The organism is Pseudomonas sp. CCI3.1, from assembly GCF_034313985.1.
Lineage (GTDB): Bacteria > Pseudomonadota > Gammaproteobacteria > Pseudomonadales > Pseudomonadaceae > Aquipseudomonas > Aquipseudomonas psychrophila.
Window position 1 is genome coordinate 4,488,226 of the sequence record NZ_JAVIWO010000001.1, and the last position, 21,007, is coordinate 4,509,232.

Annotated in this window: 18 protein-coding genes and 1 pseudogene; 11 read left to right on the top strand and 8 right to left on the bottom strand. The window is 57.6% G+C overall.

Going from position 1 to position 21,007, the window contains the following annotated elements; all coding sequences use genetic code 11:
- Positions 1-35 precede the first annotated feature (35 nt).
- Positions 36-992 (top strand): LysR family transcriptional regulator, encoded by a 957-nt coding sequence (locus RGV06_RS20600; RefSeq protein WP_322151091.1) that lies wholly within the window; start codon positions 36-38, stop codon positions 990-992.
- 49 nt (positions 993-1,041) lie between these two features.
- On the opposite strand, the gene RGV06_RS20605 is transcribed toward RGV06_RS20600, so the two are convergent.
- A complete protein-coding gene (locus tag RGV06_RS20605; protein WP_019827906.1) occupies positions 1,042-1,458 on the bottom strand; it encodes a PA2817 family protein in 417 nt (138 codons plus the stop codon).
- Between the two features lie 63 nt (positions 1,459-1,521).
- Positions 1,522-3,969, bottom strand: a complete 2,448-nt coding sequence (locus tag RGV06_RS20610) for an acyl-CoA dehydrogenase (RefSeq protein WP_019827907.1) — start codon at positions 3,967-3,969, stop codon at positions 1,522-1,524.
- 151 nt (positions 3,970-4,120) lie between these two features.
- Here RGV06_RS20610 and RGV06_RS20615 point away from each other — a divergent pair, with 151 nt between their 5' ends.
- The 3 genes from RGV06_RS20615 (at position 4,121) to RGV06_RS20625 (ending at position 6,589) form a co-directional block, all read left to right on the top strand.
- Positions 4,121-4,747, top strand: coding sequence for a glutathione S-transferase family protein (locus tag RGV06_RS20615; protein WP_046808844.1), 627 nt, complete (start codon positions 4,121-4,123; stop codon positions 4,745-4,747).
- A gap of 133 nt (positions 4,748-4,880) precedes the next feature.
- On the top strand, positions 4,881-5,813 hold the full coding sequence (locus tag RGV06_RS20620; RefSeq protein ID WP_019827909.1) for an ABC transporter ATP-binding protein: 933 nt from the start codon (positions 4,881-4,883) through the stop codon (positions 5,811-5,813).
- Positions 5,810-6,589 (top strand): ABC transporter permease, encoded by a 780-nt coding sequence (locus RGV06_RS20625; RefSeq protein ID WP_019827911.1) that lies wholly within the window; start codon positions 5,810-5,812, stop codon positions 6,587-6,589. Before RGV06_RS20620 ends, RGV06_RS20625 begins: the two co-directional genes overlap by 4 nt.
- A 134-nt stretch (positions 6,590-6,723) precedes the next feature.
- On the opposite strand, the gene RGV06_RS20630 is transcribed toward RGV06_RS20625, so the two are convergent.
- From RGV06_RS20630 to RGV06_RS20655, 6 genes are all read right to left on the bottom strand, one after another.
- Entirely contained in the window at positions 6,724-8,973 is a 2,250-nt protein-coding gene (locus RGV06_RS20630; protein ID WP_322151094.1) for a lipase family protein, read from the bottom strand.
- Entirely contained in the window at positions 8,970-9,767 is a 798-nt protein-coding gene (locus tag RGV06_RS20635; protein WP_048351252.1) for a hypothetical protein, read from the bottom strand. The genes RGV06_RS20630 and RGV06_RS20635 overlap by 4 nt, the downstream gene beginning before the upstream one ends.
- A gap of 65 nt (positions 9,768-9,832) precedes the next feature.
- Complete coding sequence (locus RGV06_RS20640) at positions 9,833-10,627, bottom strand: hypothetical protein (RefSeq protein WP_322151096.1); 795 nt, start codon at positions 10,625-10,627, stop codon at positions 9,833-9,835.
- The gene (locus RGV06_RS20645) at positions 10,624-11,472 is read right to left on the bottom strand and encodes a DUF4123 domain-containing protein (protein WP_048350951.1); all 849 of its coding nucleotides are present in this window, start codon (positions 11,470-11,472) and stop codon (positions 10,624-10,626) included. Before RGV06_RS20645 ends, RGV06_RS20640 begins: the two co-directional genes overlap by 4 nt.
- Positions 11,469-13,544 (bottom strand): type VI secretion system tip protein VgrG, encoded by a 2,076-nt coding sequence (locus RGV06_RS20650; protein WP_322151099.1) that lies wholly within the window; start codon positions 13,542-13,544, stop codon positions 11,469-11,471. The genes RGV06_RS20645 and RGV06_RS20650 overlap by 4 nt, the downstream gene beginning before the upstream one ends.
- Positions 13,545-13,860: 316 nt before the next feature.
- Positions 13,861-14,376 carry a DUF2062 domain-containing protein gene (locus RGV06_RS20655; RefSeq protein WP_019827916.1) on the bottom strand — a complete coding sequence of 172 codons (516 nt, stop codon included), beginning with the start codon at positions 14,374-14,376 and terminating at the stop codon, positions 13,861-13,863.
- 133 nt (positions 14,377-14,509) lie between these two features.
- On the opposite strand from RGV06_RS20655, the pseudogene RGV06_RS20660 reads away from it, so the two are divergent.
- The 7 genes and pseudogenes from RGV06_RS20660 (at position 14,510) to murB (ending at position 20,948) form a co-directional block, all read left to right on the top strand.
- A pseudogene (locus tag RGV06_RS20660) lies at positions 14,510-16,730 on the top strand (DNA internalization-related competence protein ComEC/Rec2).
- Between the two features lie 159 nt (positions 16,731-16,889).
- Positions 16,890-17,525 carry a MotA/TolQ/ExbB proton channel family protein gene (locus tag RGV06_RS20665; RefSeq protein WP_019827919.1) on the top strand — a complete coding sequence of 212 codons (636 nt, stop codon included), beginning with the start codon at positions 16,890-16,892 and terminating at the stop codon, positions 17,523-17,525.
- Positions 17,522-17,950, top strand: coding sequence for an ExbD/TolR family protein (locus RGV06_RS20670; RefSeq protein WP_019827920.1), 429 nt, complete (start codon positions 17,522-17,524; stop codon positions 17,948-17,950). The genes RGV06_RS20665 and RGV06_RS20670 overlap by 4 nt, the downstream gene beginning before the upstream one ends.
- Positions 17,950-18,960, top strand: a complete 1,011-nt coding sequence (gene lpxK / locus RGV06_RS20675; protein ID WP_048350948.1) for a tetraacyldisaccharide 4'-kinase — start codon at positions 17,950-17,952, stop codon at positions 18,958-18,960. Before RGV06_RS20670 ends, lpxK begins: the two co-directional genes overlap by 1 nt.
- A gap of 25 nt (positions 18,961-18,985) precedes the next feature.
- Entirely contained in the window at positions 18,986-19,171 is a 186-nt protein-coding gene (locus RGV06_RS20680; RefSeq protein WP_019827923.1) for a Trm112 family protein, read from the top strand.
- Complete coding sequence (kdsB, locus tag RGV06_RS20685; RefSeq protein WP_046809896.1) at positions 19,168-19,932, top strand: 3-deoxy-manno-octulosonate cytidylyltransferase; 765 nt, start codon at positions 19,168-19,170, stop codon at positions 19,930-19,932. Before RGV06_RS20680 ends, kdsB begins: the two co-directional genes overlap by 4 nt.
- Positions 19,929-20,948: a UDP-N-acetylmuramate dehydrogenase gene (murB, locus tag RGV06_RS20690; protein ID WP_046809897.1), complete on the top strand. Its 1,020-nt coding sequence runs from the start codon at positions 19,929-19,931 to the stop codon at positions 20,946-20,948. Before kdsB ends, murB begins: the two co-directional genes overlap by 4 nt.
- Positions 20,949-21,007 lie beyond the last annotated feature (59 nt).

The window sequence follows — 21,007 nt, forward strand, 5'->3', positions numbered from 1 at the left end:
GATAATCCACCAGAATTTCAATGGACCTGTGCGCTGTGAGCATAAATCTACCGTTATCGTTGTTGGCTGAAATGGTGATGTTCGTGAAGGTGGTCGAGGCCGGGAGCTTCTCTGAAGTGGCGCGGCAGCTCGGTACATCACCTTCTGCGGTCAGTCGCAGCGTTTCGCGTCTGGAAAAAGCCCTGGCTATCCGTTTACTGCAGCGCACCACGCGCAAATTACGCTTGAGCGATGATGGCGAAGAAGTCTTCAAGCGCTGCTGTGAGGTGGCGGGTGCTGCCCAATCCGTCATGGACCTTAGCGGGCGCTTCACCCGCAGCGCTGAGGGCTTGATCCGGATCAGCGTGCCCAAGGCCGTTGGGCGTTATGTGATTCACCCGCACATGCCCGAGTTTTTACGGCGCTACCCACACGTTGATGTGCAATTGATTCTGGAAGACCGTTATGTCGACCTGATCGATGACAACGTTGACCTGAGCATTCGTATCACCGACCAGCCGCCTCCGGGGCTTGTGGGGCGTCAATTATTCCCGATCGAGCATGTGTTATGCGCCACGCCTGCTTATTTGGCGGAGCACGGCACGCCCACCGAGCCCGAGGATTTACGTGGGCATAGCTGTATTTATCTGGGAGAAACACCAGCGGATGCACGGTGGAAATTCAAGCAGAGCGCCAGGTCGGTAACCGTTGGCGTGCGCGGGCGCTACGCGGCCAATCACACCGGGGTGCGGCTGGATGCCGTGTTACAGCATCTCGGAATTGGCAGCCTGCCGTACTTCACTGCGCGTCAGGCACTGGATCAAGGGCTGATCGTTCAAGTGTTGCCTAAGTGGAGTTTTATTGCTTCCTACCATGGAGGTGCATGGCTGCTGCATGCACCATCGCGTTATTTGCCCCCCAAAATGCGGGTGTTCATCGACTATTTGGTTGAGCAACTGGCGCAGGAACCCACCCTTGAAATGGGGCGGACACAGGATTTTCGTCCTTCATAAAAAAGCCCGCGCGGTAAACCGGGCGGGCCTTGAATAGTTTGCGAAGCGATCAGTGCTGTGTGCTGTCGTCTGACACAGGCATCGCCATCAGTTGTTTTTCCTGATTCCAGTCGAACGGCTCGTCGTTCTGTTCTGCTTCGTGACGACGCTCTTCCAGTGCTTCATACATGTCCAGTTCTTCATCCGACAGGAAGTTGAAGCAGGCACCACCGAAGTACCAGAGCAGATCACGCGGGACCAGGTGAGCGATCTGTGGATAGCGCTCGATGACCTGGCACATGATGTCCTGGCCCAGATATTGGCTATTGATCGGGTCAACCGGCAGCGAACTGCGCATGTCGTCAAAGCGTTCCAGAAACAGAGCGTGGCTTTCCTCAGGGATCTGCTCAGCGTCACCGACAGCAACCAGGATGCTGCGCAGAATGTCGAGCAAGACAAGGTTGTGGTTCAGATCATTGGTGGCCATTGCGGGTGTCCTCTAGAGCAAAACGGGCGCGAGAGTATAAAGCCCCCGGCGCCCGCTGTCCCGTTATCGAATCTTTCCTTCACTGTGGGTGAGTTCTTCCTTGGAGAAGTCATCCACATCAATCACCTTGCGCCGCGCCGCTTCAGCGGTGCGTAGCGTGTGTGCCTCGGCCGGTTGCAGTACGCCGGCTTGCAGTGCTGCATCGATGGACGGTTCTCCCGCCTCCGGTTTTACCTGACCGCTTTTAAGGGCTTGATGCAATTTTTTGTGCAGCGGGCGCGCCTCATTCAGCAGGTCGCAGGCATGTTGCAAGGCGCCCACCGCGTCGTCTGGCGATTGTGGGCGATAACAGCCCGAGAGCACCGCCTCAAGCGTCGGATCACCCTTGCCACGACCCAGTACTTCGGCAACTTCGGCATCCAGCTCATCTGATGGCCCGGTGTGGCGTCGACCAAACGGGAACACCACGCCGCGCAGCAGGCAGCCCAGTATGCGGCTCGGGAAGTTTTTCAGCAGTTCATCCAGTGCGCGCTCGGCGTGCCCTAGGCTTTCTTCCATGGCCCATTTGAACAACGGGTTGAGGTACTCCGGCGAGTCCAGATCGTGGTAACGCTTGAGCGCGGCGCTGGCCAGGTACATGTGGCTCAACACGTCACCCAGACGCGCGGACAAACGCTCGCGACGTTTGAGCTCGCCCCCCAGCAGCATCATGCTCAGGTCGGCCAATAGTGCAAAGGCTGCTGCCTGGCGGTTCAGTGCCCGGAAATAACCTTGGCTCAGGGCGTTGCCCGGTGCATGTTCAAATCGACCAAGGCCCAGGTTCAGCACAAAAGTGCTGGCCATGTTGCTGATCGCAAAACCGATATGCTTAAGCAGCAGGTCGTCAAACTCAAGCAGTGCCTGATCCTTGTCTTCACGCCCGGCCAGGGCCATCTCCTTGAGTACGAAGGGATGGCAGCGAATGGCGCCCTGACCAAAGATCATCAGGTTGCGTGACAGGATGTTTGCGCCTTCCACGGTGATGAAAATCGGCGCGCCTTGCCAGTTGCGGCCCAGATAGTTGTTGGGCCCCATGATGATGCCCTTGCCGCCGTGGACGTCCATGGCGTGGCTGATGCATTCGCGGCCGCGTTCGGTGAGGTGGTACTTGAGAATCGCCGACAGTACCGAAGGTTTCTCGCCCAGGTCCACTGCGTTGGCGGTGAGCATGCGCGCGCTGTCCATCAGCCAGGCGTTGCCGCCAATTCGTGCCAGGGCTTCCTGGATACCCTCGAAGGCGGCCAGCGGCACATTGAACTGCTCACGCACCTGGGCGTACTGCCCGGTCACCAGACTGGTGAACTTGGCTGCGCCGGTGCCGACAGCCGGTAACGATATCGAACGCCCGACCGACAGGCAGTTCATCAGCATCATCCAGCCCTTACCGAGCATTTCCTGGCCACCGATCAGGTAATCCAGGGGGATAAATACGTCTTTGCCTGAGTTTGGACCGTTCATGAAGGCTGCGCCCAAAGGCAGATGGCGGCGGCCGATCTCAACCCCGGGGGTGTCAGTGGGGATCAGCGCAAGGCTGATGCCAAGGTCTTCCTTGTCGCCCAGCAGATGGTCCGGGTCGTGGGCCTTGAAGGCCAGGCCAAGCAGGGTGGCGACAGGGCCCAGAGTGATGTAGCGCTTCTCCCAGTTCAGACGCAGGCCGATCACTTCTTCGCCTTGCCATTGGCCTTTGCAAATGATCCCGGTGTCGGGCATTGCGCCGGCATCGGAGCCGGCCAGCGGGCCGGTCAGGGCAAAGCAGGGGATGTCATCGCCACGGGCCAGGCGTGGCAGGTAGTGGTCGCGCTGCTCATCGGTGCCGTAATGCAGCAGCAACTCGGCGGGGCCGAGGGAGTTGGGCACCATTACGGTGGAGGCCAGATCGCCACTGCGGGTGGCCAGCTTCATTGCTACCTGGGAGTGGGCGTAGGCCGAGAAACCTTTGCCACCGTAGGCTTTCGGGATGATCAGGGCGAAGAAGCCGTGTTCCTTGATATGCGCCCAGGCCTGTGGCGGCAAATCCATGGCCTGCCCGATTTCCCAGTCGCTGACCATCGCGCACAGTTCTTCAGTGGGGCCATCAATAAACGCCTGTTCTTCTTCTGTGAGCTTGACCTTGGGGTAAGCCAGAAGCTGGTTCCAGTCGGGGCGGCCGCTGAACAATTGACCATCCCACCATACGGTGCCGGCGTCGATGGCATCGCGCTCGGTTTGCGACATGGGTGGCAGGGTCTTTTGAAACCACTTGAACAACGGTGCGGTAAATATTTTGCGCCGAAGGTCTGGCAACAGCAGCAGAGCGGCGGGCGCTGCCAGCAGTAGCCAAAGGATTGTCAGCAACCAGCCCGGCACATGGCCGATGACACCCATTGCCAACAGATAAACCGCGACAACAGCCAGAGTCGTCAGCGGAGCGATGCGGCGATGGGCCATATAGGCGATGCCAACAATCAGAACCAGTATCCACAACAACAGCATATTTAATCCTCCATGAAACCAGGGGCGATAACTCTTGTGAGCTTAGTCGCAACTTCCGATCAAGGTTGTAAGGATAGTGACCTTGCGCTGGAGGCAGAGTTCGACATCCCGGCGTAGACTCCGTCGGCGTCTATCAATCAGGAGCCAGATCATGCTGAAAGTGTGGGGTCGCAAGAATTCGTCAAACGTGCGCAAGGCGTTGTGGTGTGTCGAAGAATTGGCGTTGCCGTATAGCCGGGTAGAGGCGGGCGGTGCATTTGGAGTGGTCGACAGTCCTGAGTACCGGTCGTTGAATCCCAATGGTCGGGTTCCCATGATCGAGGAGGATGACGGCTTTGTGCTGTGGGAATCAAACGCCATCGTGCGTTACCTCACAGCCAGATATGGTTCGGACACGTCCTGGTATCCAACCGATGCCCGAGTGCGTGCGCAGGCTGATAAATGGATGGACTGGACCAGTACCTCATTTGCGGTTGAGTTTCGTGCAGTGTTCTGGGGTGTTCTGCGCACGCCTGCCGAGGAGCAGGACTGGGTGAAAATCAACGCCGCCATCAAAGCCTGCGATCAATTGCTGGCTGTTGTGGATCAGGCGCTGGCTGAAAAACCCTACCTGTCGGGTGATGAGATCGGCATGGGCGATATCCCGCTGGGATCCTTTATCTATGCCTGGTTTGAAATGCCCATCGAACGTGCGTCCCTGCCGCATTTGAGTGCCTGGTATGAGCGCTTGAAGCAGCGTCCGGCTTACCGAAATGCAGTGATGACCGCGTTGACTTAATAGCCACTATTAATACGGGCGACTGTACTTGTGCGGCGAGGCCAAGCACCATACGGCCTTGTCGGACTTGCCCTACAGGTAGTTCGCCCTTACTTATACCTCCCCATTTCCCCATCTTGGTGCGTAATCCGATATGAGTTCCGCTCTGTCCATACGGCAGCTAACCAAAACCTACGGCAACGGTTTCCAGGCCCTGAGTGGTATCGATCTGGATGTTGCTGAAGGTGACTTTTTTGCCTTGCTGGGCCCTAACGGCGCCGGCAAATCCACGACCATCGGCATTCTCTCGACCCTGGTAAATAAAACCAGCGGTACGGTGAATATCTTTGGCCATGACCTCGATCGCAATCCGGCAGCCCTTAAGCGCTCGATTGGCGTGGTGCCGCAGGAGTTCAATTTCAACCAGTTTGAAAAGACCTTCGACATCGTCGTGACCCAGGCGGGTTACTACGGCATCCCAGCCAAAATCGCCAAGGAGCGTGCTGAAAAGTACCTGACGCAGTTGGGGCTTTGGGATAAACGCGACACGCCTTCGCGCTCGTTGTCCGGTGGCATGAAACGCCGCTTGATGATTGCCCGGGCCTTGGTGCACGAGCCGCGTCTGTTGATTCTCGATGAGCCCACTGCGGGTGTGGATATCGAGCTGCGTCGCTCGATGTGGAGTTTTCTCACCGAGCTGAACGAGCAAGGCACGACTATCATCCTCACCACTCACTATCTGGAGGAGGCTGAGCAGTTGTGCCGCAACATCGGGATCATCGACCACGGCACTATTGTTGAAAACACCAGCATGCGCCAGTTGCTGGGGCAGTTGCATGTCGAGACCTTTTTGCTCGATTTGAAGCATCCATTGCAGGCGGCCCCGCAGCTGATCGGTTATCCGAGTCAATTGCTCGACGCCAGTACGCTGGAAGTACAGGTCGACAAAGCCGTGGGTATTACCGGTCTGTTCACTCAGTTGGCTGCGCAAAGCATCGAAGTGGTGAGCTTGCGCAATAAAACCAATCGCCTTGAGGAGTTGTTCGTGTCGTTGGTCGAAAAAAACCTGGCAAAGGTGGCGGTATGAGCTCGGAGCTGCGTCCCAACCTGGTCGCGTTGAATACTATCGTTTACCGCGAAGTTCGACGCTTCATGCGCATCTGGCCGCAGACACTGCTGCCGCCTGCGATCACCATGGTGCTGTACTTCGTGATTTTCGGTAACTTGATCGGTCGACAAATCGGTGATATGGGTGGTTTCACCTATATGGAGTACATCGTGCCGGGCTTGATCATGATGTCGGTGATTACCAACTCCTACGGTAACGTGGTCTCAAGCTTCTTTGGTGCCAAGTTTCAGCGCTCGATTGAAGAGCTGATGGTGTCGCCGGTATCGCCCCACACCATTCTGATCGGTTTTACCGTGGGCGGGATTTTGCGCGGGTTGATCGTGGGCTTGATCGTGACGCTGCTGTCGCTGTTCTTCACCCACCTGCAGGTACACCATCTGGGCCTGACCATTGTGGTCGTGGTGCTGACGGCGACGATCTTCTCGCTGCTGGGGTTTATCAACGCCGTATTTGCGCGCAACTTCGACGATATTTCGATTATCCCGACCTTCGTGCTGACGCCGCTGACGTACCTGGGCGGGGTGTTTTACTCGATCACACTGCTGCCGCCGTTCTGGCAGAGCGTGTCGCTGGCCAACCCAGTGCTGCATATGGTCAACGCATTCCGCTACGGGATTCTTGGAGTGTCGGACATCAAGATCAGCGTGGCGCTGACCTTCATGGTGGTGGCAACCATCGTGCTGTACTTCGGCTGCGCGAAACTGCTGGTGAGCGGGCGGGGTATGCGTCAGTAGTTGGGAGCGCCATGTCTTTGAGCTGCGCTGCCGTGTAGAGAACATGCCGTTGTCTTGGGTAATGACTTGTCTTGCTAATCAATAAGATAAGCCATGTTCTGTTCACGCAGCGCTAGAGCCGTATCCCAAACGGGCTAGCTAAACGAATCAATATCAAAATTGAAGGGTGTTCCCGGAATGCGGACTCCGGTAATGGCTGCTATCGCCCGCTCATCATCATCGTCGGCTGCTGGCGGAGCCATTGCCAGTTGTTCCTCCTTACGGTTCTCTGCATGAGCTTTCCAGCGAGGCAAATCGTCCTCTGCCAGTTCGGGTAGTCCCGCGAACAAGCCATACACATCGGCCTCACTGATACGGTTTGCCCGTAACTCGCTCAGCCGCGTGCGCGTGATTTCTATGTTGGTGAACTCTTGTTGAAGAGCGGCCATCGCCGCGGCTTGATGACTGACATATCTGTCGGGGCTCGCCGCCAGACGGCTCTCCAGGGTGAGTATTTGCCGCTTGGCATTCGTTAATGCCTCATCCACTTGCTCAAACTCATCAATAGTCACCAATGAGCGATTGGACTCCTGAGCAGCCTGCCAGCGGCGCAGGCTGGCCCAACAGTTTGGAATGTAGCTGACGACCATTTTGTGGTGGGCATTATCAATCACCTGCCGCAAGAATGGGCCGCGGGCGGGCAGGCCGTCGGTTGCCTTCAGCGCTACGGCACAACCGTGGTCGTTGATGGTGCTGCACCCTGGCTTCCAGAGGATCGAGGACATGATGCCCGCGTTAAAGTAGACCGGCATGAAGTGTCGCAGTGTGCCGTGGTGGGCGTAGGGCTCACCGGTCATGTTGACCATGCCCAGTACCAGCGATGCCACCCCGATAGCCGGATTCACCACGGTAACGACACCCTGTGCCATGTACTCCCGCTGGGTGGACGTATTCATCCATGTCGATGGAACGCTTGGCACCGGGTCGTTGTGGTTGACTATGCGGTGGTGAACCAGCGGTTTTGCGCCCTCAACGAAGACCTTGTCACCGGCCCGGGGGGCACCGTAGGTGTAAAGCACGATGTCTGCTGTATACCGTTTATCACGTCGTAGCATTTCAGACACGATCAAGGCAATCGCCCCGCCCAGGCTGTGCCCGGTGATAACCAGCTTTTGTCCGCTGTAAAACTTGTTCAGGTAACGGGTAACAAAAAGGTAGGCCACCTTGGCCGCACCATAAAATCCGTTGTGCACCTTGCCAGGCGAATCGCCAAAGGGCACCTGAGTCGCATCCATGTCGCGCAAGGCATCAGCCACACTGGCCGTGCCCCGGATCGAGAGAAGAATCAGCGCATCATGGTGAGTGATGAAAGCTTGGGTATCGGTGCCACCGTCTTCTGCACGATCATCAAGCCAGTGAATAGTCGCCGGATTTTCCTGCTTTTCCCCCAGGCTTGGGCTATTAACCTGCGGGTAGAGTTCCGGGTCGAAGGGCACCACCTCCAGGCGTCTGGAGTACGGCACCTCCTCATACAGCGGGTAATACGCCTTTCCCCCGGCCTGCGCCGCATCCACCTGCCAAAGCTCGTCAAATTTTGCTAATGCGTCAGCAAACCAATTGCCGATGCTCGGCTGTAGCGGAAAGCTCACTGTGTCGGTTTCTACCGGATGATCGTTGGGCTGCTGGGCGAAGTCGCTGTAACTCAGGGTTGACATCAGTGCCAGTTGGTAGAGGTTGAGCGCGCAGAAATCGTTGCTGGGTGACAGCATGGGGCGCAGGGCGCGCAGAGGGCGCACCTCCAGCACGGTGTGCCGGTTCGGCATCAGCGCAACGCCGAAACGTTTTGTTAGCTCAGGCTTGTAGCCAGCACTCCCTTTGACAGGTAGCGGTCGAAACAGCTTAAAGACATGGAAGTTGGGAGGGGAATGGCGTGCGGCCAACGGCGGCAGGTGTGCGCCGTGTTCCACGAGTTCTCGTACCTCTACCTGATAAAAGGCACCTGCATTGGTCCTGTCTTGTGCAGGATTGGATTGAGTGCGAAGACCGGACTTATTGGAGAAGCGAGTTTTTTCGGCTCGTACCTGTAGTTCGGTGATGGGTAGGGGGTAGTTTTTCCGGACTATTAGTTCGTTGTAGTCGTCTTCACGACCTTGGTATGTCTGATTCAGTCGAAGCTCCACAGGGCCGCAGTAGTGGTTTTCCACCTTGCCGGAGCCTGTCGCATCCAGCTTGCCGGTGTAAATAATGTCTTCGTGGTCGATGATTTGATAGGCCAGCCCGGCATAAGGTTGTCCATCGCCGAACTCGTCCACTAACTGAAAACTGGTCGAGTGCTCCCGTAAAGGGCAAGCGTGAATGGTGCCATCCATGGATGACCTGTCACGTTCTGGCAGTGCAAGGCTCATGGGGCAATCTCCTTGTTTTCAGTACAACCGGGGTAAATGGTGCAGGTGTCGCGGCCATCCGGCATGCGGAAGGTGCTGAAGTCTTTGTGGTTGCCGTAGCAGAAAGCGTGCTGGTCTTCAAAACCTTTGCCCATACAGCGTTTCCAGCCACCGGGTACCTTGACCCAGGTATCGCCCATGTAGGGTTCTTCCTCATCAGCCAGCTTGATCTTCAGTTTTACGGTTTTGCCCGGCAACTGATCGAGGGTGTACGCGGCAAACGGACGACCTTTGGTGACATTGCCCTGGGCATCGGTGTTTTTGCAGTCAAGTATTTTGGTGATGTAACGCTTGGGGCCAATCGTGCGAAATAACCACTGACACTGCCCCGAAAACTGGCTTTCACCAGCCGCATTGAAGGTGCCCTTGTCGCGAGCGTCGAGATAATCGCGCACCGCGATAAACCCGGAATCACCGCCTGAGTCACCAAAGTCTTTGCCGTATACCCCATTGATCTCAAGGTCTATGCCATTCAGCACCAACTCGCAGCCTTTGCGGGCGCGGTGTATTTCAATCTCTACAGTGGCCTTGTATTCAGCCCACCATTCGCGGTTGAACTGCTGTTTCACATTGTTATACCTGCCCAGGTTGCAAGATTGACCGGGGACGGGCACGTAGGTCACTTTCGCGACATAGGCAAAGCCCGGAGGCATGTCGGCAGTAAGGGTAAAAGTGTCGGACTTTCCTCTGGCTGAGCAGCCGACGGTCAAGGCCAGGCAACTGCCAAGAATTAAACTCTGAATGACGCGTTTTATACGGGGGCAGGTATGGATACGGCTATCAAAGGACGCTTTAACACTGTCTTTCAGGGAAGCAAGGCTCATGGGGTCACCTCCTTGTTTTCGGTGCAGCCGGGATAAATGGTGCAGCTACTGCCATCAGGCATTTTGAAGGTGCTGAAGTCTTTGTAGTTGCCATAGCAAAAGGCATATTGGTCTTCAAAATTTTCGCCCATACAACGTTTCCAGCCACCGGGTACCTTGACCCAGGTATCGCCCATGTAGGGTTCTTCCTCATCAGCCAGCTTGATCTCCAGTTTTACGGTTTTGCCCGGCAACTGATCGAGGGTGTACGCGGCAAACGGACGACCTTTGGTGACATTGCCTTGAGCATCGGTGTTTTTGCAGTCGAGGATTTTTCTTAGAATTCGAGTTTTACCCGAGGTCCGAAATAACCACTGACATTGCCCGGAAAACTGGCTTTCGCCAGCCGCATTGAAAGTGCCCTTGTCGCGAGCGTCGAGATAATCGCGCACCGCGATAAACCCGGAATCACCGCCGGAGTCACCAAAGTCTTTGCCGTATACCCCATTGATCTCAAGGTCTATGCCATTCAGCACCAACTCGCAGCCTTTGCGGGCGCGGTGTATTTCAATCTCTACAGTGGCCTTGTATTCAGCCCACCATTCGCGGTTGAACTGCTGTTTCACATTGTTATACCTGCCCAGGTTGCAAGATTGACCGGGGACTGGCACGTAGGTCACTTTCGCGACATAGGCAAAGCCCGGAGGCATGTCGGCAGTAAGGGTAAAAGTGTCGGACTTTCCTCTGGCTGAGCAGCCGACGGTCAAGGCCAGGCAACTGCCAAGAATTAAACTCTGAATGACGCATTTCATACGGGGGCATTCCCCTGCCAATACAGCGTCTCCTGATAAACCCGGTCAAAGTGCATCGCCGGGGTTTCGTTTGGCCGGGGTAGCCAGTTTTTGGGTGGGGTGTAATCCGGCGCCTGCAAGCTTTGCGTCAACAAAAAATGAATGCTGTCGGGTTCCTGCCAGCCCCAGGTGTGCGCCAGGTCGAGTTGACCCCGTAGCCAGCTATCAATGTCTTGTTCTCGGGCCAGATCGAGCAGCGTGTCGAGGTACTCGCGGACCAGGTAACGGCGCGTATTGTCGAACTGTATGCCCTTGAAGATTTCTTCCGGTGTAGGGGTATGGCACCAGGCGGGGTCTGTGGGCAGGGGATGAGCACCGGGATCAGGGTTGTCGGTAACAGTCCACTGCTCAGCCTGCCAGTAACACACGCTGGTCATGAGGCCGAGGTACTCTGCACGTTGCTCGGGTTGCAGGTAGGCCAGTGCACGCCCCAGTACGCGGTTATCGTGAAAGCGATAAAGCGCTTGGTTCGGCCGCTCACCGGTCACCAGACGGTTCTGCCAATGGGCGGTCAACGCATCGAGGTCAGCGCTTGCGGCGCTGGCAAGCCAGCCCCAGTGACGGTCCGGTGTCTTGAGCAGGGCCTGAAGGGCCGGATGCTCAACCGCGTCCAACCTGAAGAGGTAGGGGGCAACGTTGGCCAATGAATCAGCAGGTGTTCCCCTGTACAGATTGCGGTAGTGATCGACGCCCAGTTCACTGACCAACCCATTGCGCTCGTCAAGTTGGCCATCTGAATCCAGTACCAGGTAAAGGTGTCGTCCCTGCCGGGTTTGCTCTTGCAACCATTGCTCAAGGGTAATCATGCACGTTCTCCAGTGCTGCATAGTCCATCACGACAGGCCTCGCACAGTGGGCATTTGTCCGCTGCTTTCTGTTTGACGGCGGCCAAGATGGACAGCGGACTCGCGATAATCGATTGCGGTGCGTTGACCAGCGCCTGCGCGGCTTGCAGCGAAGGAACACCCGCCACCGGCGCACCTCCCTGAACAATGTCCACGCTGCTGAAAATGCCGCCTGCGGTAATGAGAATGTGTTGACCACCGGCCTGGAGCGTCAGGCTCATGCCGGCATTGATCACCACATCGGCGGCGGTGACATGGGCGTGTGCCCCCGCCTGAATCACCAGCGTGCCGTCGGCCGTCGTGCTGCTGTTACCGGTGATGCTGATCAGTTCGTTGCCACCGATCACCGTGTTACGCAGGCCTTGGGTGGTGTGCAGTTCGTCACCCTTGATCAGGCTGGAGCTGTTGTTGTCGACTTGTTCAAAACGGTCGTTGCTGATCAGGCTGTGGCTGTCTCGGGTGACCTGTTCGCGGCGGTCATTACCGACTTTAGTGTCGATGTCGTTGAGGATCACCTGCTCCATGTCGCGCTGCGCACGCAGGTAGATCAGTTCCTGCCCGGCCCGGTCTTCAATCGACAGCTCGTTGTAGCCGCCACTCGCGGGCGAGCTGTGGCTGCGCAGGGCTGTTTTGGTTTTGTTCGCGGGCAAGGGGTATGGCACCGGCGTGATCTTGTTGGGTACGCAACCCGTAATCAGCGGGAGGTCGGGGTTGCCCTCCAAATAGGTCACCACCACTTCCATGCCGATACGCGGGATGGTCACCGCACCGAAACCTTCCCCCGCCCAGCTGGATGACACCCGTAGCCAGCAACTGCTCTTGTCGCTGCCCAGCTCAGCGCGATCCCAGTGGAATTCGACCTTGACCCGGCCGTATTCATCGCAAAAAATCTCTTCCCCTACAGGGCCGGTGACTCTGGCCGTCTGACTGACCAATACTGATTGGCGCATGACCAAGGGGGGGCGGTAGAACACGTCCCAAGGAATCGCACTGAAGGTGTTGCGGTAACCCTGGGTGAAGCCGTCTTCGGGGTTAACGTCGTGGGTGATCGTTTCTTCTAGCGCCTGAGGCTGCTTGCCTGTGTGCGTCACGCTGAGCAACAGCCACAAGTCGTTGCACGCTGTGCGGGGGTGTTCGGTCAGGTCGAAGAAGTGACCGCTGCGCAGAGTCGGCTGGTCGCTTTTGCCCTCGGCCAACTGGTAGTCGGTGCGGTGCCGCTCCAAGGCCTGCTGGGCAATCTGTTTGCCGAGCTTTTCATTTTCGATCAACGCCGGGTAACGGTAGTCTTCGAGCGCAGGACTGAACTCGGCAGTGAAGTGGCTTTCCAGCAACAGGCTTGGGCGTTTTAAGTCATAGCCCCGGCGCGTGGTGGTGCTGGTTCGGGTGCTGAAACGCATGGAGAACTGGCTGACGACCGGGTGATCCGCGGCCAGGCCAGAGCCTTGCAGATAGGGCGTGCCCCCCAACTTTGGGAAATAGGTCTGATCGTCGGTGAATACGAGCAGGTGGCCATCTTGGCTGTGTTGGTGGTGCCACGAAATCCCGTCCTCACTGCACAACCTCTGGATGAACTCGAAGTCGTTTTCCCCATATTGAGTGCAGTATTCGCGTTCCGGGCTGGTGTTGACGTGGAAGGTGTACGCATCGGCCTGGATGCCATGGCCTTTAAGGACCTGAGCAACGATCTGCGGCACTGTCAGGTGCTGAAAAATTCGTTGGTTATGGCTGAACTGCAAGTAGTAAAGCGCTGGCACCAAGGTCAACTGATAGCGGGTCAGACGTTTACCGGCCTCGCCCACGAACACCTCTTCGATATGGCCATGAATGCCTTCACCCCTCAGACCAAACTGGAGAAACGCCGGCTGACTGAGCAGGCTCTCCAGATCGAAATCAGCGAACTCACTGACGAGTTCAACCTGGATCGCATACAGGCTGCTGATGGCTTCGGTGCCCTTAAAGGCCAGCACCTTGAAGTCGTTGCGAACATGGGGGATCACTAACGTGAAATGCGCAGCATTGGCCGACGCGAACATACGCTTGTCCTTAAGCAGGGGATAAAGGGGCGTTGCGATACCTGAGCCTGAGCAAGCTCGAAAACTGCGGTGCAAGCTAGCAGGGCGCCAAACCGATTGATGTAAGACGCTTCCTAAAACAGGAGGGAATTTTCAGTTGTTCAGGGTGCTGAGTCGGCGAACGGCAGAGGCAATGAAGGTGACGCTGAAGTGATGGTTCAACTGTCTGGATGCGCTACCCAGAATTATTCAGCAGCGCAAAGCTGCTGATCCGCGGGTGTGGTGTGTCAGTAGTTGTCGTTAAATACACATGAAAAGGCCCCTTTCGGGGCCTTTTCTATGGGTGCTTGTTTTTCCGTCCCTTCCATTTACGGCTGACCCACCAGCGCCAATAAAGCATGGTCAGGCAGTAGGCCAGTGCTCCAAGTACCACTCCGCACACGACTGAGCCCAATAGGAATGGTTGCCACACGGTTGAAAGCTGGCCGCTGATCCATTCCCAGGTCAGCTCATCGGGCAGGGTGCGCGCAGGGACATTCATCAGCCAGGCGCCAATCTTGTAGGTGCAATAAAACACCGGCGGCATGGTGATCGGATTGGTCAGCCATACCAGGCCCACTGAGATCGGCATGTTGGCGCGCACGTTTACGGCCAGAAAGGCCGCGAGCAGCATCTGAAACGGCATGGGGATAAAGGCTGCAAAAATACCCACAGCCATTGCCCGGGCCACGGAGTGACGATTGAGGTGCCAGAGGTTTGGGTCATGCAGCAAGGTGCCCAAAAATCGTAAGGACTTGTGTTCCCTGATCAGGGCCGGATCTGGCATGAAACGTTTGATTAAACGCCGTGGCATGGGCCTCTCCCTAGGTCAAGGGCGCAGTATGACCAAATTCGACAGGATGCCTATTCAGACTTTGTGACAATTTCTTAAGCGAGGGTCCCTGATAACAACTAATCCGAGTCAAAGGGATAAGTTGAGTATAGGCATGTACACAGGGATGTTTGCGTTGGCGACGGGCCTGATGGCACTGCGGTTTTTACCCGCGCTGCCGTCACCGGGGTGGTTGCTGGTGATGTTAATGGCGGCGCTATTGATTTTGGCTATGCGTCTCTGGCCGGTGGGTCTTTTTGTGCTTGGGTTGACTTGGGCGTGTGCACAGGGGCAAAGGGCGCTTGATGATCGCCTGCCAGTCGTACTCGACGGCCGGACGCTTTGGGTCGAAGGGCGGGTCATCGGATTGCCGCAGCAGACGGAAACTTCCGTGCGGTTTGAGTTGCAGGGTGCCCGCTCGCGCCACGGCGCGTTGCCTGCCACCATCAGGTTGAGCTGGTATGGCGGATTGCCCGTCAACAGTGGCGAACATTGGCGACTGGCGGTCACGCTCAAACGTCCCAAGGGGTTGCTCAACCCTCAGTCGTTTGACTATCAGGCCTGGCTGCTGGCGCAACGCATTGGCGCTACGGGCGTGGTCAAGGAGGGTCAGTTACTGGCTGCGGCCAGCCATGCCTGGCGTGATGGTTTGCGTCAGCGTTTGTTGCGCATCGATGGCAATGGTCGGGAGGCGTGGCTGGCAGCGCTGGTCATGGGCGACGGTTCGGGCTTGAACCGTGATGACTGGACGCTGCTACAAGCAACTGGAACCGTACACCTGCTGGTTATTTCGGGCCAGCACATAGGGTTGTTTGCCGGATTGATCTACGGGCTGGTCGCGTTGCTGGCGCGTTATGGCCTGTGGCCGGGCTATTTGCCGTGGCTGCCCTGGGCCTGTGGCCTGGCGTTTGCGGGGGCTGCGGGTTACGGCATGCTCGCCGGCTTTGAAGTGCCGGTGCAGCGCGCGTGCGTGATGCTGGGGCTGGTGTTGATCTGGCGTTTGCGGTTTCGTCATCTGGGCGTGTGGCTGCCATTTTTGCTGGCGCTCAATGCGGTGCTGATTGTGGAGCCACTGGCGAGTTTGATGCCGGGGTTCTGGTTGTCATTCAGTGCTGTGGCGGTGCTGATTTTATACCTTCAGCGGGCGGCTGGGGGCTTGGGATTGGAGGGGTGTCTGGCTGCGCCCCCATGGACTGATAGCCCTGGGCTTGTTTCCGATGCTGTGGATTCTCGGTCTGCCCATCAGCCTGACCGGCCCGCTGGCCAATTTGATTGCCGTGCCCTGGATCAGCCTTTTGGTGCTGCCGACGGCATTGCTGGGAACGTTGATGCTGCCGGTGCCCTGGCTTGGTGAAAGCCTGTTGTGGTTGTCGGGTGGCTTGCTCGACTTGTTGATCAACGGGTTGGCCCTGCTGGCTGATGTTGTCACGCCCTGGTTGCCCGCAGTCGTGCCGATCTACATTTGGCTGTTGAGTGCTCTGGGGGCGCTGATCCTGTTGCTCCCGGCCGGGGTAGCCCTCAGGCCGTTGGGGTGGCCGCTGGTGCTGTTGGCCGTTTTTACGCCTCGCGAGCACATCCCTCACGGTGAGGTCGAGGTCTTGCAGCTGGATGTCGGGCAGGGGCTGGCAATTGTCTTGCGGACCCGTAATCACACCCTTTTGTATGACGCAGGCCCCAAAGTCCGAGATTTTGACCAGGGAGAGCGGGTGGTGGTGCCGGTGTTGCGTTCGTTGGGGGTGGGCGAGCTGGATGTGATGCTGCTGAGCCATGCTGATTCAGATCATGCGGGAGGAGCGCTGGCGGTTCAGCGATCGATGCACGTGGCACGGGTGCTCGGTGGTGATGTGTCGGGGTTGCCAAAGCAGTTGCGGGCGCAGCCGTGTGCCAACGGGGAGAGCTGGGTGTGGGACGGCGTGAGGTTTTCACTCTGGCAGTGGCCAGGCGCGAGCGATAGCAATCAGAAGTCTTGTGTCCTGCAGGTGCAAGCACGCGACGAACGGTTACTGCTGACGGGGGATATTGACGCCCATGCAGAGCGAGCGTTGCTGCGCAGTCCGCTGGCCGTGCCGACCCGCTGGTTGCAATCTCCCCACCACGGCAGCAAGACCTCGTCGTCAATGGCTTTTCTCCAGGCGCTGGTGCCTGAAAGGGTGCTGGTTTCCCGGGGGCACGGTAACAATTTTGGTCACCCGCATCCGCAAGTGATGTCCCGTTATCAAGCGTTGGGGGTGCAGGTATGGGACAGCGCCGAGCAAGGAGCTGTGTGGTTTCGTTTGGGGGCGTCCGGCAAGGTTCAGAGCATGGCCGGCCAACGCCGGTTCTGGCGCGATGGATGATACGTGTCTGGGGGTGGCTTGCTGGCGATTCAGGCGGCGCGATTTGTCTGGTGCGCGGTGTTGATACCTTGAGGAGCGTGCCCGCTCCCGCACGTCGGCCCCTAAGGTTCAGGGCAATCCTGTGGTAGAGTGGCGCACTTTTTCGAGGGGATTGTCACTGTGTGGGAACTGGTCAAATCAGGTGGCTGGATGATGCTGCCGATCATTCTGAGCTCTGTTGCCGCGCTGGGCATTATTGTTGAGCGTCTGTGGACCCTGCGTGCCAGTCGCGTAACCCCGGAACATCTGCTCGGACAGGTCTGGGTCTGGATCAAAGACAAGCAGATGGACAAGGAAAAACTCAAATTACTGCGCGCCGACTCGCCGCTGGGTGAGATTTTGGCAGCGGGTCTGGCCAACTCAAAACATGGTCGCGAGATCATGAAAGAGTGTATCGAAGAGGCCGCTGCCCGGGTGATCCACGAACTTGAGCGTTATCTCAATGCGCTGGGTACGATTGCTGCAATGGCGCCGCTGCTGGGCTTGCTGGGCACCGTACTGGGCATGATCGATATTTTCAGCTCGTTCATGGGGTCGGGCATGACCACCAATGCTGCCGTGCTGGCGGGCGGTATTTCCAAGGCGTTGATCACCACTGCCGCCGGTCTGATGGTGGGTATCCCTGCAGTCTTCTTCCATCGCTTCCTGCAACGCCGTGTCGACGAGCTGGTGGTCGGGATGGAACAAGAGGCGATCAAGCTGGTTGAGGTGATACAAGGCGACCGTGAAGTCGATGTGGTCGGGAGCAAAGCGTGAAATTTCGCCGCAAGCCACGGGAAACGGTTGATATCAACCTCGCGTCATTGATTGACGTTGTGTTTATCCTGCTTCTGTTTTTTGTCGTGACTACTACGTTTACCCGCGAAACCCAGCTGCGCGTCGATCTGCCGGAGGCCGTCAGCGGCTCGCCCAGCGAGGACCAAAGCACCAAGCATCTGGACATCGCCATCAGCGCGGACGGTGTTTTTTCGGTGAACGACCAGTTGTTGCCGAAAAATGATCTGGCGAGCCTGATGGAGGCTCTGCAGAAAGAGTCCGGCGGCGATACCCAATTGCCACTGTCGATCAGTGCCGATGGCAAAACTCAACACCAGGCGGTCATCACTGCAATGGATGCGGCCGGTAAACTCGGCTTCAGTCATTTGCGCATGACCACTGTCGAGGCGCAGGCGACTCCCTGATGGCCATGTCCGATCGTTTGTTGCGCGCCTGGTATGCCGGGCATCCGCTGCTGACCCTGCTGCGCCCGCTGGAATGTCTTTACCGTCGCGTGGTTGAGCGCAAGAGAGCGCGTTTTGTGGCAGGAGAGGGCGAAATCTATCGTCCTCCCGTTCCGCTGATCGTTGTGGGCAATATCACTGTGGGCGGCACCGGAAAAACGCCTTTGATCCTCTGGCTGATCGAACATTGCCAGCATCATGGGCTGCGGGTCGGAGTGGTCAGTCGCGGTTATGGGGCTACGCCACCTCAGTTTCCGTGGCGCGTGAGCGCTGAACAAAGTGCCGCGCAGGCAGGTGATGAGCCTTTACTGATCGTGCAGCGCACCGGCGTACCTCTAATGATCGATCCGGATCGCAGCCGTGCGGTCAAGGCCTTGCTGGCCAGCGAGCAGTTGGACCTGATTCTGTCCGATGACGGTTTGCAGCATTACCGTCTGGCGCGCGATCTGGAATTGGTTTTGATCGACAATGCCAGGGGCCTGGGTAACGGCCGCTGCCTGCCTGCGGGGCCGCTGCGTGAACCGGTCGAGCGTCTGCAGGATGTGGACGCGGTGTTGTACAACGGCGCTTCCAGCGACCCCGGCGGCGGTTATGCCTTCAGGTTGCAGCCCACTGCACTGGTCAATCTGATCAGCGGTGAACGTCAGGCGCTGGACTATTTTCCTGCTGAACAAGTGCTGCATGCGGTAGCCGGGATCGGCAACCCGCAGCGTTTCTTCACTACCCTTGAAACGCTACACTGGCGGCCAATTGCCCATGCTTTTGCCGATCACGCGCCCTATAGCGCCGAGGTGCTGAATTTTACGCCGCCCTTACCCGTGGTCATGACTGAAAAGGACGCGGTGAAGTGCCGTGACTTTGCGTCACCCGACTGGTGGTATCTGGCCGTGGACGCAGTACCCTCAGAAGCTTTTGTGCTGTGGTTTGATCAACAGTTGCTGGGTCTTTTGCCCGATCGTCTTTTGACTTGATCCATCTTTATCCAGGGGAACCCTAATGGACACCAAATTGCTCGATATCCTTGCTTGCCCTGTTTGCAAAGGCCCGCTCAAGCTCAGTGCCGACAAGACCGAGCTGATCAGCAAGGGCGCAGGTCTGGCTTACCCGATCCGTGATGGCATTCCAGTGATGCTGGAAACCGAAGCCCGTACCCTTTCAGCTGATGAGCGTCTGGATAAATGATTCCGGTTTTTACAGTCGTAATTCCGTCGCGCTTTGCCTCGACCCGTTTGCCAGGCAAGCCGCTGCAGATGATTGCTGGCAAGCCGATGGTCCAGCACGTCTGGGAGCAGGCCTGTAAAAGCAGCGCGCAACGTGTGGTGGTTGCCACTGACGATGCGCGCATTGTCGACGCCTGCAAGGCGTTCGGCGCCGAGGTGCTGCTGACACGTACCGACCATGAGTCCGGCACCGACCGTCTGGCTGAAGTCGCCACGCAATTGGGGTTGGCCAGCGACGCTATCGTGGTCAATGTTCAGGGCGACGAACCCATGATCCCGCCGCAAGTGATCGATCAGGTTGCTGTCAACCTGGCTACCCACACTGAAGCGAGCATGGCGACCCTGGCCGAGCCGATCGATGATGTCGAGACGCTTTTCAATCCCAATGTGGTCAAGGTCGTCAGTGACATCAACGGGTTGGCGCTGACCTTCAGCCGGGCCACGTTGCCGTGGGCACGGGATGACTTCGCGCATCAGCCGGACAAATTGCCCGTTGGCGTACCCTATCGTCGACACATTGGCATCTACGCCTATCGTGCAGGCTTCCTGCATGACTTCGTCAGCTGGGGCCCTTGCTGGCTTGAGAACACCGAGCGCCTTGAGCAGTTACGGGCACTCTGGCATGGCGTACGCATTCACGTGGCGGATGTGCTTGAGGCCCCGCCGGCCGGTGTTGATACCGTAGAAGACCTTGAACGCGTTCGGCGTTTGCTGGAGTCATGAGTTTGGACCTGCAGGTCAATGCGTCGCTTAAGCCCTTCAACAGTTTTGGCGTTGATGTGAAGGCGAGCCTGTTTGCTCAAGCCCACAGCGATGCCGATGTGCGTGAGGCGTTGTTGTGTGCGGTTGAGCACCAGCTGCCGTTGCTGGTCATTGGTGGTGGCAGTAATTTGCTGCTGACCGGTGATGTTTCGGCGCTGGTTCTGCGCATGGCCAGTCGCGGCATTCGTTTGCTGGAGGATGACGGCGACAGGGTTATTGTCGAGGCCGAGGCGGGGGAGGTATGGCATGCCTTTGTGCTGTGGACCCTGGAGCAGGGGTTGTCGGGGCTCGAAAACCTCAGCTTGATCCCGGGCACCGTGGGAGCCGCGCCGATGCAAAACATTGGCGCATACGGTATTGAAATCAAGGATGTATTCGCAGGGCTTACGGCGCTTGATCGACAAACCGGTGAGTTGCGTGAGTTCAGCCTTGCAGAGTGCAACTTCGCTTATCGCGACAGCCTCTTCAAGCAACAGGCCGGACGTTGGTTGATTTTGCGGGTGCGGTTTGCCCTGAGTCGCGCCACGCGCCTGCACCTGGAATACGGCCCTGTGCGTCAGCGCCTTGCCGAGCAGGGGATTGAACAGCCTACGGCCAGCGATGTAAGTCGGGCGATCAGCAGTATTCGCAGCGAAAAACTGCCCGATCCTGCGGTACTGGGCAATGCCGGCAGCTTTTTCAAAAACCCGTTGGTCTCGGCTGCCCAGGCTGATGAGTTGAAACTGGCTCATCCTGGGCTTATTGGCTATCCGCAAGCGGATGGGCAGGTAAAGCTGGCAGCGGGCTGGTTGATTGAAGCGGCGGGCTGGAAAGGCTTTCGAGAGGCCGACGCAGGCGTGCACCGTTTGCAATCGCTGGTGCTGGTCAATCATGGCTCGGCCACCGGCCTGGAGTTGTTGGCATTGGCGCAGCGCATTCAAGCCGATATCCAGCAGCGTTTTGCCGTGCAGCTGGAGATGGAGCCCAACGTTTACTGACAGATCAGCCGGCTGTTGAGCCCCATAAAAAAAGCCCCGCCAGTTCAGAACTGGCGGGG